The sequence below is a fragment of the Aeribacillus sp. FSL K6-1305 genome, assembly GCF_038050115.1.
In the GTDB taxonomy this organism is placed as follows: domain Bacteria; phylum Bacillota; class Bacilli; order Bacillales; family Aeribacillaceae; genus Aeribacillus; species Aeribacillus composti.
On the sequence record NZ_JBBOQV010000002.1, the window covers coordinates 107,373 to 121,871 of the forward strand.

The following is a 14,499-nucleotide window of genomic DNA, read 5'->3' on the forward strand; positions in this document are numbered from 1 at the left end:
GAAGCTATCGAATTGAAACTGAAAAAACAACATACATAGATGAAAAAGACCGTTGATCTCTCCGTGCAAAAACAGCCAGCCATTTTCATTTATAGCAAGATGTCATTTCATATTCCCAAGCAATATAGGATTCAACGCTAATATGAAAAATGTTCGTATTCCACTTTATCTCTTTACGAAGAGATTCGCTCCGCTTTCCTTTCCATGCGGGAGCTTGGAATGAATAAAGACAGAAAAGCAGCTGCAAAGGCAAGCAGGCCTGTTGCAAGAAACACTTCATAAAAACCGATGTGATCTGCAATAAAGCCCGCTAACATCGGACCAGTGAAAATGCCGATTGCATAAAATGATTGATAAAAGCCCATTGCGGTCGTCCGATATGCTTCTTGACAGCTTTGAATAACCATCGCAAGCAGCAGCGGAAAAATAAAACCAAGCCAAAACCCTATGAAAATATGCATGAAGCAAATCCATAGAATCGAATTTGACAACGGCAACAGAAGATGAAATAATCCGCTTAAAATAAATGAAAGCAAAAGCAGTTGTTTTTGCTTTCGAACAGGAAAATAGGCAAGCAGCAATGATGCAGCTGCATGCGGAATAAAAAAGGAAGTGACGACCCAAAAAAACACGGACTCACTAAATCCGATTTTCGAGACATAAACCGGTGTAAATCCAAAAATCGTCATAAACAAAATTCCGTGTCCGGCAAGCGATAAAGCTGAGATGCCCCAAAGCGGCTTGATGCCGAGAACATATTTTAATTGACTCATATATTTGAAATCAATAAGATTCACCTTATCGCCGATTTCTTTAATGCGAAATGAAAGAATAAGACCAATCAAAGCCATGACGGTCCCAATGAGAAACGGCATTTCCCAGCCGAACCACTCTACAATTTTCCCGCTGATAGCCATGCTAATAAATTGGGAAACGACCGTCATAAACTGGAGAATTCCCATCGCTTTGGAAGATTGACTTTCCGTAAAATATTGAGCGTATAATGTAGTAGCCATTACCCACATCGACGCGGTAATTCCTGAAAGAAGTCTTGCAATAAAAATCGGGATAAATGATTGAAAGAAAAGAAACAGGATTCCGCTGGCAAACGCCATAAAAAAACCAGCTATAAGCATTCCTTTTCTCATTTGCCCTAAATAATCTGATAAAACTCCAAGAGGCAAACGAATCAAAATCTGGGTGATGCCGTAACTGCCAAAAATAATGCCAACAAGTGAATAATCAAACTGCAAATGTTCTAAATAAACCCCAAAGATTGGAACATAAATATAAATGGAAAACCAAAAGCAAAAGATAACTGTTAAAAAAATAATATGATCTTTTTTCCCTGCTATATTTATTTTTTGAACGTTCATCGCCAAAACCTTTCTATATGATTAAATAGGAATTTTTTGCTCTTTCCATTTTACGATATTTTTGAAATTATACAATATTCGAGTTTCACGAAAATCGTTTCTATAAATTTCCTATTCCAATAGTATAATTAAGATATATATAGTGTTGTGGAGGGATATTATGACTGAGCTTTTAGTAGGATTGATCATAGGTATTTTCATTATGTTCATCGTTGTCAATATCAATAAAACGAAGAAAAAAAGATCATTAAAGCTTGTTCAAGAGGCTGTCCCGGCAGAATTAGCCTGCCGCATTCCAGAAGGGCTGCCAATTATCTCTCGTTTGGAAGACTCTCTAAACTCAGAATATATGGAAAAAGTAAAGAAAAGAGTGTTAGCAAATCATCCTAGTTGGACCGAAACGGACTTTAACTGGCGCCTATTTGAATTAAAAAGATATTTTTTGTTGGCAGGAATTTTAAAATCAGTTCCAATGTTCAGCGATGAAGTGGATGAAATATGGCATGAAATGATTATGTTTACGAAAGAATACGAAAATTTTTCAAAAAAATTTTTTGGATCATTTCTGCATCACAGCCCTAATGTGGAACGGACACCGATTCCCCATGAAAGAGCCCTTTTTGATTGGATGTATTTGCACTTATTTGAAATCTATCCAAACAGCACGAAGCTGTGGGGAGGCTTTTTAAAAAATCCGCTAAGCAAAACACTTTTGGAAGAAGTTCGCTCAGCTAGTGACGAAAAACTGTTTGATAAATATTTTCGTTCGTTTGACCCGATCAAACCATTACAAACAAAGCTGCTTGAACAGCTGAAAAACGATATTGAAAAAGCAGAAGAAATGAAACGGCAAAACAAATCGCTCCGCAAGGAAATAAAAACAGACGATACGTACTCGATGCTGCTGCCGGCTATGGTATTTTTATCGCTGTACGAGCAGGACAGTTATACAGAAAAAATGTCGCAGCTTTTGAATAAGGATGCAGGGACAAGCGGAGGTTCTGTTTATGCATGCGGGGCTGCACTCAGCGATTCCAATGATCATTCAGGGGGTTCCGGATGCTCTTCTTCAGGATGCTCCAGTTCAAATTGCGGAAGCAGCTGCGGCGGAGGATGCGGCAGCAGCTAAGGAAATGTTCATAACCACACTCTTTTAAAGGTGAGCGCGATGAGCAGAAACCGGCAAAGTGCCGATTCTTGTTTTCGATTTTAAAAGCCCATATGCGCATTTTTTCTATGCTGCAAACAGCTGCCCTTCAAAATACCATTAGATCTACTATGCATCCATTTTTACAGTACATAAGGGTAGCTTATGCCGTATATGTTCCAACAACAGCTCGTTCTTGCTTCAAAGATCAGATTTCGCAAAAATCATTAAAAAACCATCGCCTCCCAAATTGAGGATGGCGATGGTTTCCTTTTATTTCGAGTGCATTTTAAATTCTAAAAATAAATCATTATAATAGGAAAGCATTCGTTTCCCTAGGTTTTCATACACTTCCAATTTATCCGTTAATTCAGGGGGCGGGTAAAACCGCTCATCTTCAGAAATCTCTTTCGGCAAGTATTCAAGCGCCTTTTCATTTGGAGTAGAGTAGCCGACATATTCAGCATTTTGCGCAGCCACTTTCGGGTCTAGCATAAAGTTGATAAATTTATGAGCGCCTTCTATGTTTTTGGCCGTTTTCGGAATAACCATATTATCAAACCAAAGATTAGAGCCTTCTTTCGGCACCACGTAATCTAGCTTCTCATTTTCCCACATGATATCTGCAGCATCTCCCGACCAGACGAGAGCGGCACCTGCTTCTTCGTTTGCCATCAGCATTTTGATTTCATCTCCAACGATCGCCTTCACGTTTGGAGTCAGTTTATCCAGTTTCTTTTTCGCTTCTAGCAAATGGTCTTTGTTCGTATCATTCAACGAGTAACCAAGACTGTTCAATCCCATTCCGATTACCTCTCGGGCGCCGTCGACAAGAAGTATTTGATTTTTCATATCTTTATCCCATAAATCATTCCAGCTGTCGATCTTTTTTCCCCCGAGAGCTTCCGGATTATACAAAATGCCGACCGTTCCCCAAAAATATGGAATGGAATATTTATTCCCCGGATCAAACGATAAATTTAGAAAACGGGGGTTGATATATTTTAAATTAGGAATTTTCGAATGATCAATCGGAATAAGAAGACCTTCTTCCTTCATTTTGCTAATGGCATACTCAGAAGGGACGGCAATATCAAATGTTGTTCCTCCTTGGGAAATTTTTGTCATCATCGCTTCATTAGAATCAAATGTTTGGTAAATCACTTTTATACCTGTTTCTTTTTCAAAACGGTCGATCAATTCCGGATCAATATATTCTCCCCAGTTGTAAATCGTAAGGGTATTATCACCGGAGTAGCCTTCAGATGCATTCAGTCTCGCAATAAAAAACAGGATGGCAAACGAAGCGATAAATACTATCGCAAACATCTGCACAATTTTTTTCATTTCCGTCCCCCCAATCTTCCCGGACGATTATAGCGCAGCGTGATGAAATAATAGCCGATCACAAGCAAAATCGTTAAAAGGAAAATGAGTGTTGACAAAGCATTAATGGTAAGGGAAATGCCTTGTCGAGCCATTGAATATATTTCAACAGATAAAGTGGAAAAACCATTTCCAGTAACAAAGAATGTAACGGCGAAATCGTCCAAAGAATAGGTTAAAGCCATAAAAAATCCAGCAAAAATCCCAGGGGTAATATAGGGGATTACTACTTTTGTTATGACATTCCACTGGCTCGCCCCTAAATCTCTTGCCGCATCGATTAATGTCGGGCTCATTTCCTGAAGCTTTGGCAATACCATCAATACGACAATCGGCACACTAAAGGCGATATGAGACAGCAAAACAGAAATAAAACCAAGCTGAATGCCGACAATGGTAAACAAAATTAAAAAGGAAGCTCCGATGATGACATCAGGACTGACTAATAGAACATTATTTAACGAAAGCAATGTATTTTTCACCCGTCTTGTTTTGACGGAGTAAATGGCGAGCGCACCGAAAACGCCGATGATCGTTGAAATCGCCGCAGAAAGCAAAGCAATTACAATCGTATTCAGTACAATAATCAACAGACGCACATCCTGCAGGACTTCTTTATACCAGTCCAACGTAAAATTTTCAAAATGATGCATTTTTCCGCCGCTGTTAAACGAGTAATAAATAAGGTAGAAAATCGGAGCGTATAAGATGAAAAATACGATGATTAAATATATATTTGAAACCTTCCATTTTCTGTTCATTTTTCATCCCTCACTTCCGATTTCCTGTTAAAAACATGATGATCACCATTGCAAGAATTAAAAAGACCGCAATGGTTGCTCCCATTCCCCAGTTTTGAGTAACTAGGAAATGCTGCTCTATTGCTGTGCCAAGCGTAATTACCCGGTTTCCTGCAATCAAGCGGGTAATCATAAATAACGATAATGCAGGAATAAACACTGCTTGGCATCCGGATTTAACACCGTCCAGCGTCAGCGGAAAAATGACCCGGCGGAACGTAATCCAAGGGGATGCTCCGAGATCCTTAGCTGCATCTACAAGCGTTGGATTTAATTTTTCTAAAGCATTAAAAATCGGCAAAATCATAAATGGAACGAAAATATAGACAGAAACAAACACAAAGCTGAAATCTGTAAACAATATTTGTTTAGCACCGACACCAATTAATTCCAAAAAATGATTAGCTATTCCATAGGTTCCAAAAATGCCGAGAAAGGCGTATGCTTTTAACAGCAAATTGATCCACATCGGCAAAATGATTAACAAAAGCCAAAGCTGCTTATGTTTTGTTTTCGTTAATAAAAGAGCTGTCGGATAAGCGATCAATAGCGAAAAGGCTGTAATTAAAAACGCATACCAAAATGAGCTTAACGCCATTTTCAAATAGACCGGCGTGAAAAATTTCTCGTAGTTTTCAAAAGAAAATGTTCCTTCAATGTTAAAAAACGAATAATAAATGATAAGCAGAATCGGAACGACAACAAATAGTAAGATCCATAACACATATGGTAAGAAGTATAAAGCGCGAATATTACTTTTCATCGGCAACACCAATACGAGAATTTTCTTCTAAACGCATAACGTGTATTGCTTCCGGTTCAAAATAAAGACCAATTTCCTCGCCGACTTCTGCCTTTTTTGTAGAATGAACAAGCCACTCGTTGCCATCCTTATCATAACAGCAAATTTCATAATGAACTCCTCTAAACAGCTGGGAATCCACATAAACCTTCAGCTTCCCTTTTTCAGGTGTTGTTATTTCCAAGTCCTCCGGTCGAATTACCACTTCTACGTCCTCGTTCGGAGCAAAGCCTTTATCAACACATTCAAACTGCTTTCCGACAAATTCAACAAGATAATCTTGAATCATTTTTCCTGCGACAATATTCGATTCTCCGATAAAGTCTGCCACAAAGCGGTTAACAGGTTCATCATAAATATCTTTCGGCGTTCCGCTTTGCTGAATTTTCCCCTTATTTAAAACAAAGATTTCATCAGACATTGCAAGAGCTTCCTCTTGGTCGTGTGTGACAAAAATAAATGTAATGCCGAGCCGGCGCTGAAGCTCCCGCAGCTCGTACTGCATTTCCGTGCGCAGCTTTAAATCAAGAGCTGACAACGGTTCGTCTAACAGAAGCACTTCCGGTTCATTGACTATCGCTCTCGCAATGGCGACCCGCTGCCGCTGTCCTCCTGACATCTCCTGAATGTTCCGTTGTTCATAGCCAGATAAGTTTACAAAACGAAGGGCATCTTTTACTTTTTGTTCGATGATATCCTTTTTCATTTTTTTAATTCTAAGACCAAAGGCAACATTTTCAAACACATTCAGATGCGGAAAAAGGGCATAATCTTGAAACACTGTATTGACTTGACGTTTGTTCGGCGTTACATGGTTAATATTTTTTCCGTTAAAATAAATCGTGCCGCTGGTCGGTTCCGTAAATCCCGCAATTAGACGGAGAATGGTTGTTTTTCCGCATCCTGAAGGTCCAAGCAACGTGTAAAATTTTCCGCGTTCGATTTCAAAACTTACATTATCCAATACTGGCAAATCATCATCATATTTTTTTGTCACTTGTTCAAAACGAATAATTGTTTTATTGTTCATGACGTTTCCTCCAACCGCATCAAGAATTATAAATAAGATTCAGTTGCCACTAAAATTACTTGCGACATGCTTTCTGCCTCATTGACAATTTGATGCTCATCGGATGCATGATAATAAATGGATTCTCCTTCCTTTGCCACATACTTTTTTGTTCCGATCCGAACTTTTATCGTTCCTTTCAGAACATAGGCAAACGTTTCAGATAAGGATGGTTCAAAAACTTTAAACTCTCCTTTTTCAAACAACGTTAAAAGAATCGGCTCCATTTCTTTTTCATTTGATTCAGGAACAATCCATTCAACCTTATATCCTCTCTCTTGGTCAATAAATACTTTTCGTTCTTCTTTGCCGTAAACTACTTTTTGCTCGGCATCCTCATCATCGAAAAAATCTTTTGGATTGCATCCCAGCACATCCAATATATTCAGAAACGTTTCCAATGAGGGAGAGCTTAAATCTCTTTCCAATTGGGAAATGTATCCTTTAGACAAATCGGTTCGTTCGCTTAGCTCTTCTTGCGTCAGACCTTTTTTTATCCGCAAATTTCGAATTTTCCTCCCAATTTTCATCATAACAACCTCATTTGTTTAATACTAGTAAACTTTTTGTCAAAAAAAATTAATATATTTATCGAAAATTGTTTATTTCACGACGATTTATTATACACAATTACACAAAAAACACAATAAAAAATTTTCAAAAAATCGAGTAGGAGGGAGCGATTAACTCCCGTCCTCTCACACCACCGTACGTACGGTTCCGTATACGGCGGTTCAATTAAGATAATTGACGCAAGTCTTTATAACTTCCGTGAATAGCTGTTCTCTTTATGCCAGTGGTCACTCCACCCTCCAAGAGATCTCCCACGGGATTCACCGCTTCCTCCCTCAAGTGAGGTACTACGTTTTCTGTGTTCATCATGACTCACTGAATGCCAAGGGCTATTCTCTCTTAATTGTTCGGTCCTTCTTAGTTGTTCTAGACCAACTAATACTATGACCTCTGCTGACTTCTGACTGTTCAGCTATCTATCACTAGATAGGTTACCAAGGTTACTTGGCGTGCCAGCCAGACCTCCCCGGGTAAGAGTGTAATCTTTCCTTCCATCCATCTGCTTCATTTACTCTGTATCACCTTCGGCAGAAAGGGCTTTGTTTTGTCTTGCAAACTCACCCAGTGATACCTAGCCTCATATGAAGTTCGTGTTCCGAGAGACCTTAAAGTTTGCCGCTCGCTTCCTTCAGATTCCGCGTCACCACGGACACCCTTGCGTTAAGCTAACTGCTACTTCTGCCTTCGCAGCTCGGGACTTTCACCCTATAGATTACACCCATGCCGGGCGCACAAGAAGGAAATTTTAGTTGATCTTCAACTAAAATTTCCTTCTGTTTAAAAATCCTTAATTGTCAGAAATGAGGCCACTACATCTGGATCAAAATGCGTATTTTGATGCTCCACTAAAAAATTCAACGCTTTTTCAATCGGCCATGCAACTTTATATGGACGGCTGCTCGTTAAAGCCTCAAACACATCGACAACCGCAACAATTCTAGCTTCTAAAGGAATTTCTGCTCCTTTCAAGTTTTTCGGATATCCCGTTCCATTCCATTTTTCATGGTGAAAGAGAATAATATTTTCGGCCACTTTATAGCTTTGCCTTAAAAAGTTATCTTTCAGTTTGCTTGTTATTTTTTTCAAAATGTCAAAGCCTATTAACGGATGCGTCTCCATAATTAAGCGTTCATATTTTGTTAGTGGTCCTGGTTTATATAAAATTCCTTCAGGTATGCCAGCTTTTCCTATATCATGCAAAATGCTGGAATAAGCAACATTTCTCATATATTCTTCTGATAAATTAAGATTATGATAGCTGTTGTGAGCATAAATGAGCTTTTCAGTTAGTTTTCGAACGTTGATCAAATGATCCTCAATGCTTGGATCTTGAATTTCACAAGAAATCGCCAGCACTTCCAATATTGATTTTTTTGTTTCTTCTATTTGCTCCTGCGGAACGTATGCTCCGCTGTCCAGCTGCTCCAATTCCCGAAAAATTCCTACAAAAAACAGTTCATCTTCTATTAGAATAGGAGTTATCGTTATAGATGAGTGCCATAATTCTCCTGATTTCTTACGATTCACAAAAACACCGGACCAAGGCTTTTTTTCCGATAATGCTTTTTTCATCGAAGCATAAGTTTGCTCCGGGGTCAAATGAGATTTAATGACACCTGCTCTTCTGCCGACAATGAAATCCTTTTTATATCCCGTTATTTGTTCATACGCATCGTTAACAGCGACGACAACATGATCTTTATCTGTCACAATGACAGCATCAGCCAGTTGAAGATAAGGAGACAATAAGTTTTCTACATTCATGTTTTTAAATTCCTTTCCCAAATCTCATCTTGCAAACTATTCATTTAAAGGGATAATCTCATATTATTGGTTCGGTTCATAGATGCTCCACGTTAATTTCACCGAATTTACAATTTCATCTGCTACTGTTTCAGGATCAAGATTATTGGTCGATACTTTTGAGTTATGGAGAGAGTATGCATTTTGCCGTTTTATAAACAATTTTTCAATTTCCTCCATTGATTTTTCCTTTAAAAGAGGGCGGTTCTCGACTAAAAGCGGCATTCGATCCTTCCAGCTGTCCCAAGATAAATCCAGCAAAAAGACGATGCAGTTTGATAAACAAGCATTGCGGACCTCTTCTTGTAAATAGGCTCCCCCTCCTAAAGATACAACCTTCAAGCGTGTGTTCGTGCAAATATCAACAATATACTCCTTTTCGATTTTTCGGAAATAATCTTCGCCAAATTTTTGAAAAATTAACGAGATGGGCATATTTTGCTTTTTTTCAATCTCCTGATCCACATCAATGAAATCTCGGTACAGCTTTTTCGCGACCAACTGGCCAATAGTCGTTTTGCCGACTCCCATAAATCCAATTAAAACAATATTTTTTTCCCGAAGAGGGATTTCTACATGTTCCTTCATAACGCATCCACTTCCCTAGATTTCTTCATCATGGTGTGTCAGCTTGACTCCCGCACTACAAGCTCAGGCTGTAAAATCAGTTTTTTTGCCTCTTCTTCATCACCTTTCATTCTCCGATGCAAGAGATCAGCAGCTTTTGCACCGAGCCGATCAGGAAAAGCTGCAATGGTTGTTAAAGAAGGGCTGAATACCGCTGACTCCGGAATATTATCAAAACCAACCACAGCCACATCTTTGCCTGGAACTATTCCTTGTTCTTTTAATCCGAGCATAACACCAGATGCAACAACATCATTATAGCAAAAAACCCCGGTTGGAGGCTGAGGATGCTGCATAACTCGCTTAATCGCCTCTATTCCCCCTTGCCTAGTTGCGGGAGATTGGACAAACAGCGATTCATCCATTTCCAGCCCGGCTTGTTCAATCGCTTCACAAAATCCTTTTTTCCTGTCTGTCCATACTGATGAATTAGAAAAACCGCCCAAAAAAGCGATGCGGCGGTGGCCTTGTTCGATTAAATGTTCAGCCGCTATCCGTCCGCCTGCAACATTATCGATTCCGACATAATCAAACGGCTCTTCTGACAGCATTTTTCTCGCTACTAAAATAACAGGAATCCCCCATTGCTTTAACCGTTCTACCATATCTGGTGAACTGCCTGGGACAGGGCTCATAATTACCCCGCCGACACGATATTCAAGCATTGTCGCAAGCAGCGCATCTTGTTTATCAGGGGAATCAAACGTCGTTCCTAATATTACGGTATATCCTTCTTTATCTAAAGCTTCGTGAACGCCCACCAATAATTCCGAGAAAAAGGGGTTGCCGATCTCTGTTATAATCAAACCAACTGTTGAAGATTGGTGGGATCGTAAATTCGCTGCAACACGATCATATATATATCCCAACTCTTTTATCGATTTTAACACTTTTTCTCTTGTTTCTTTTGAAATATTTGGGCTGCCCCGAACAACAAGGGAAGCTGTAGCCCTCGACACACCCGCGTGTTTTGCAACCTCCTGCAGCGTCACGCGGGACTGTTTTTTTCGTCCCATCTGTCTAATCACCTGCTAACGCAATTAATCAACGAATTCAGTTGAGAAAAGTATACCTTTACATTTAAAACGTTGTCAATTTGTTTATTTCCATGCTTTACGGCTTTGAAAATGTTATAAATAATCACCTCCCTTCAGGCTGCAGGAGCACCACAAATCACCTGAAAAAATGGGCTGAAGTCGGTTTATATAGACAAGATCATAGATCAAATATGTACTTCTGGCGGGAGGGAGCCGCCATATAACCGTTTCATAAATGGCTCCAAGTGATTCACCTTTGCCTGTTGTATGGATACCAAATCCAACATCCGTTAATAAATGGCTGAGCTTTTCTCATCTAATCACCTGCTTATCACATCGATTTGGCTCTGTTTACTCTTCTATTAGATCGATCCAATATCCGAGCTTTTTAGATCGATCTAAAATCTATTAGATCGATCTAAAAAATATTTATTGTTGGGAATTTTGAAAATAATCTCTTTTTAAGAAGATTATAAGTTTTATTGTAAACGGTGTCAATACATAAAAAACATTTCAACAAAACATGCTACCACAATGCCGAACCCAATGTACCCTAATGCAAAAATTATATTCCATGAACCGATCCGATAAGATTGTGCGCTTAATTCATCAGACAAAATTGATACTGATATATTAAAAGGGCTGAACATCACAGTCGACAAGCTGCTGCATATTAACACAATGGATAGCGGAATTGATGGTATGTCGACTAAAAACGGCTGCAAGAGCTCTGCCAATAAAGCAAAACCTACTAAAGGGTGAAAACCAATTAACGATGTAATGAAAAAATAAAGTCCTATTGTACTATATAAAATCAACGTCTTTTCAGTTCCTAATTCAAAAACAGGTTTTAAAAATGATAGCAATTGCGAGTCTGCCAGCATTTCTACAAATAAACCTGCTCCCAAAAACATGAAAAAGTAATTGGCTAATCCCCTTGTCCGCTCTTTCCAATGCTGGATTGCAACTGTAAAATATCTTTTTCCTTTTTTAATAAACAAAGACCAAATAGCAGAAAATGGGATAATCAATAATACAACAGAAAACAGAAAACCTTTTTGTAAAAAATGTTGAACAGTCGACACCATGAATATCAACAAAAGCAGCATTCCGATTAATTCAAAAGCTTTTTTATAACCCTTTTTCTTATTAAAAAAATGAGGCGTATGAAAGGCGATTTGGATACCTTTATATTTATACGAAGACATGAGCCAATCAAACCCAAGCATTATGATTGCCATCGAAAGCAAAATTGGAAAAATGATAAAATACTGCACTTTTGTAATGTCTATCGTTGAACTCACCATCACCTCCATCGGGCTCCAAGTAAGACATAAAGCATAGGCGCGCAGCAAGTTTTGCGAATAAAATTTCGTTAGCACTTTTTTGGGCAAATCACGCAATATAACATTTAATGATTTAATAAGAAGGGGGGCTGTAGCAATATTTAAAAATAGACCGAGTATATGACAAACTCCTGAGCTTCGCCGATATAAATGGTTCAGATCAGCAGCTTGATCCTGAAGTAACAAGCTTAAATGTTTATCATACCTTCCGACACGAATGATGGAATTCATAAATGGCAATACGAAAAACAATGAAAGCAAACCAAGCACTTGCTCAAAATGCAAAATAAACGTATGCCATGGCTGCTTACTTTGAATAAATAAAACAAATCCAATCAATAAAAATATGGCACCTGAAATGAGATATAGTCCTCTGGCATAAACCGCTGAAATTGCGAGTGCTACCAAAGCGACAGCTCCAGTGCTATAGCTTATGACTGGGGCATGAAAAAAACGAGATAAAATATAAATAGCTATCAAAACTGTATACACAAAAATGCGCAAAACCTTTCTCTCATCCTTTCTGTCTTAAAATATACTAATACATAATCTACGGGATCTTCCCTTAACATAATACAGTCTATCAAACACATAAACATTTTTACAAAGCAAAAAGACCGGACTCGATATGCCGCCATCTTTTATATGAAAAAACGCACTCTGATAACACGCCGATCCCAAAAATATAAATGCCTCCTCTCCCAAAACGGTTTGAGAAATGGAGGCAGAAGTGAATCATTATTTACATTCTTCTTAAATAATCCCCTGCTTTATCCGCTGGCAAAGGTTTGCTGAAATAGTATCCTTGCATAATATGACAGCCCTTCCCTAGCAAATATTCGAGCTGAACATTTGTCTCGACCCCTTCTGCAATGACATCCAAATTTAGAGAATGAGCCATTGCGATGATGGCGTTGACGATTGGATTTTCCTTTTGCCCCTGCCCGATTTGTTGTATAAACGAACGGTCGATCTTAATTGCATTGACAGGAAGTCTATTCAAATAATAAAGAGAGGAAAAACCTTTGCCGAAATCGTCCAGATGAATGTGCACACCTAATGATTGGAGCTTTTGAATAATTTTTACCGCATGTTCAAAATCTTTTATGGCCGTTGTTTCCGTTATTTCGATGACAAGCGAAGAATACGGCAGATTGTATTTTGAAATCGATTCCTGGACTTGATGAACTAAATCACTATGAAAAAATTTACGTGCCGACATATTGACCGCAATCGTTAATTGTTGATTACTAAATTCCTCCTGCCAGCATTTAAGCTGTTTACACGCTTCATCCAATCCTAAGTTTCCTATCAATTCAATCGTATTATCTTCTTCAGCCAACTCAATAAATTCTGATGGGGAAAGAAACCCTTTCTCCGGGTGATTCCATCGAACTAAAGCCTCAAACCCGATGGTTCTCCTTTGAATGATGTCAACTTTCGGCTGATAATATAAGACAAACTCGTTATTGGCAATACCGCGCCGCAGCTCCTGCTTCAGGAGAAAACGTTCGTAATGATGCTCCATAAAAGATTGATAGAAGCGATATGTGCTTTTCCCATCCTTTTTTGCCTCATACATGGCTAAGTCAGCATGATGGATCAGTGTGTCTGCATTGTGGCCATGCTCAGGAAAAAAAGAAACTCCTATGCTTACTGTGATAAACACAGCATTTTCTCCTAAAATTAGTGGATATTGAAGCTCATTGACAAGGTTTGCTGCTAAATTATAAACTTGATCCTTTTCTACATCTCTCAGCATGATGACAAATTCATCGCCGCTATTGCGGCAAAGAAGCGCGTTTTCGTTTTTCATTATGTCTTTTAATCGTTTTGCAAATTTGACTAACAGCTCGTCTCCCTTCTTATGCCCGAAAGAATCATTGATCATTTTAAAATTGTCAATGTCAATAAAGAAAAAGCCTCTTTTTATTTCAGGATGTTTTCCTATTTCTTCATCAACCATTTTTCGAAAAGTAGCCCGTTCTAATAAATTAGTCAACGAATCGTAGTGTGCCAGCTTTAATAATCTTTTTTCCTTTTTATTCCTAGCTATTTCCTTCGCAGTCCGATCCCTAAACAAGCGAAAAATCGTTTCGGCTTTCTCCTTTGTCTCCGTCGTCTCTATGTTTATAATAAAAATGAGCCCAATGATCTCCCCTTTGTAGCTTTTAAGAGGCATTTCCAAATAACCGGCGCCTTCTATATCTCCCTTTAATCTAGAGAATAACTGGTGAATAAATTTTTCGTAAAAGCTCGCTTCCTTTAAAGAACTTTCCAAAGCTAGTATTGGCTGAACATCTCCATCAGACAAATTTCCGTTTCGATACATTGCTAGTACATTTATTTTTGAAGATGTTTCGTCCACTTCTCCGACAAGGACTATTGGCGCATGTAATGTTTCTGCAATATACTTAACAAGTGAGCGAAAGTATTCTTCTCCAACATGAGTCAGCACTTCAACAGCCCGTATACCCAGCACTCTCTCAATCTCTTCCAGAGCTTCGTGTCTTTTCATCCCCACTACGATACC

The 14,499-nt window shown here is 38.7% G+C and carries 12 protein-coding genes; 1 reads left to right on the forward strand and 11 read right to left on the reverse strand.

Annotation, left to right across the window (positions count from 1 at the left end; all coding sequences use genetic code 11):
* Positions 1 to 173 precede the first annotated feature (173 nt).
* Entirely contained in the window at positions 174 to 1,376 is a 1,203-nt protein-coding gene (locus tag NST97_RS10400) for an MFS transporter (protein WP_063386806.1), read from the reverse strand.
* A 160-nt stretch (positions 1,377 to 1,536) separates the two neighbouring features.
* On the opposite strand from NST97_RS10400, the gene NST97_RS10405 reads away from it, so the two are divergent.
* Positions 1,537 to 2,505 (forward strand): hypothetical protein, encoded by a 969-nt coding sequence (locus NST97_RS10405; protein WP_094244440.1) that lies wholly within the window; start codon positions 1,537 to 1,539, stop codon positions 2,503 to 2,505.
* Positions 2,506 to 2,796: 291 nt separating this feature from the next.
* Here the strand turns inward: NST97_RS10405 and NST97_RS10410 are convergent, their stop codons facing one another.
* The 10 genes from NST97_RS10410 to NST97_RS10455 all read right to left on the reverse strand — a co-directional run bounded on the left by NST97_RS10410 (position 2,797) and on the right by NST97_RS10455 (position 14,484).
* Complete coding sequence (locus NST97_RS10410; RefSeq protein ID WP_375338818.1) at positions 2,797 to 3,852, reverse strand: ABC transporter substrate-binding protein; 1,056 nt, start codon at positions 3,850 to 3,852, stop codon at positions 2,797 to 2,799.
* A gap of 14 nt (positions 3,853 to 3,866) precedes the next feature.
* Positions 3,867 to 4,670, reverse strand: a complete 804-nt coding sequence (locus NST97_RS10415; RefSeq protein ID WP_130157449.1) for an ABC transporter permease — start codon at positions 4,668 to 4,670, stop codon at positions 3,867 to 3,869.
* Between the two features lie 10 nt (positions 4,671 to 4,680).
* A complete protein-coding gene (locus NST97_RS10420) occupies positions 4,681 to 5,472 on the reverse strand; it encodes an ABC transporter permease (RefSeq protein WP_063386810.1) in 792 nt (263 codons plus the stop codon).
* Positions 5,462 to 6,541, reverse strand: coding sequence for an ABC transporter ATP-binding protein (locus NST97_RS10425; RefSeq protein WP_066250021.1), 1,080 nt, complete (start codon positions 6,539 to 6,541; stop codon positions 5,462 to 5,464). Before NST97_RS10425 ends, NST97_RS10420 begins: the two co-directional genes overlap by 11 nt.
* 26 nt (positions 6,542 to 6,567) lie before the next feature.
* Positions 6,568 to 7,110: a helix-turn-helix domain-containing protein gene (locus NST97_RS10430; RefSeq protein WP_066250024.1), complete on the reverse strand. Its 543-nt coding sequence runs from the start codon at positions 7,108 to 7,110 to the stop codon at positions 6,568 to 6,570.
* Between the two features lie 820 nt (positions 7,111 to 7,930).
* A complete protein-coding gene (locus NST97_RS10435; protein ID WP_063386813.1) occupies positions 7,931 to 8,917 on the reverse strand; it encodes an HD domain-containing phosphohydrolase in 987 nt (328 codons plus the stop codon).
* A 63-nt stretch (positions 8,918 to 8,980) separates the two neighbouring features.
* Positions 8,981 to 9,544: a shikimate kinase gene (locus NST97_RS10440; protein ID WP_063386814.1), complete on the reverse strand. Its 564-nt coding sequence runs from the start codon at positions 9,542 to 9,544 to the stop codon at positions 8,981 to 8,983.
* Positions 9,545 to 9,582: 38 nt separating this feature from the next.
* Positions 9,583 to 10,599, reverse strand: coding sequence for a LacI family DNA-binding transcriptional regulator (locus tag NST97_RS10445; protein ID WP_066250028.1), 1,017 nt, complete (start codon positions 10,597 to 10,599; stop codon positions 9,583 to 9,585).
* Between the two features lie 515 nt (positions 10,600 to 11,114).
* A complete protein-coding gene (locus NST97_RS10450; RefSeq protein ID WP_341343200.1) occupies positions 11,115 to 12,374 on the reverse strand; it encodes a hypothetical protein in 1,260 nt (419 codons plus the stop codon).
* Positions 12,375 to 12,708: 334 nt separating this feature from the next.
* On the reverse strand, positions 12,709 to 14,484 hold the full coding sequence (locus NST97_RS10455; protein ID WP_341343549.1) for a putative bifunctional diguanylate cyclase/phosphodiesterase: 1,776 nt from the start codon (positions 14,482 to 14,484) through the stop codon (positions 12,709 to 12,711).
* Positions 14,485 to 14,499: the final 15 nt, after the last annotated feature.

What these genes read in the sequence shown, in the direction of transcription:
- NST97_RS10400 (WP_063386806.1), bottom strand. Translation starts at nt 1,376, where the DNA reads ATGAACGTTCAAAAAATAAATATAGCAGGGAAAAAAGATCATATTATT.
- NST97_RS10405 (WP_094244440.1), top strand. Translation starts at nt 1,537, where the DNA reads ATGACTGAGCTTTTAGTAGGATTGATCATAGGTATTTTCATTATGTTC.
- NST97_RS10410 (WP_375338818.1), bottom strand. Translation starts at nt 3,852, where the DNA reads ATGTTTGCGATAGTATTTATCGCTTCGTTTGCCATCCTGTTTTTTATT.
- NST97_RS10415 (WP_130157449.1), bottom strand. Translation starts at nt 4,670, where the DNA reads ATGAACAGAAAATGGAAGGTTTCAAATATATATTTAATCATCGTATTT.
- NST97_RS10420 (WP_063386810.1), bottom strand. Translation starts at nt 5,472, where the DNA reads ATGAAAAGTAATATTCGCGCTTTATACTTCTTACCATATGTGTTATGG.
- NST97_RS10425 (WP_066250021.1), bottom strand. Translation starts at nt 6,541, where the DNA reads ATGAACAATAAAACAATTATTCGTTTTGAACAAGTGACAAAAAAATAT.
- NST97_RS10430 (WP_066250024.1), bottom strand. Translation starts at nt 7,110, where the DNA reads ATGAAAATTGGGAGGAAAATTCGAAATTTGCGGATAAAAAAAGGTCTG.
- NST97_RS10435 (WP_063386813.1), bottom strand. Translation starts at nt 8,917, where the DNA reads ATGAATGTAGAAAACTTATTGTCTCCTTATCTTCAACTGGCTGATGCT.
- NST97_RS10440 (WP_063386814.1), bottom strand. Translation starts at nt 9,544, where the DNA reads ATGAAGGAACATGTAGAAATCCCTCTTCGGGAAAAAAATATTGTTTTA.
- NST97_RS10445 (WP_066250028.1), bottom strand. Translation starts at nt 10,599, where the DNA reads ATGGGACGAAAAAAACAGTCCCGCGTGACGCTGCAGGAGGTTGCAAAA.
- NST97_RS10455 (WP_341343549.1), bottom strand. Translation starts at nt 14,484, where the DNA reads ATGAAAAGACACGAAGCTCTGGAAGAGATTGAGAGAGTGCTGGGTATA.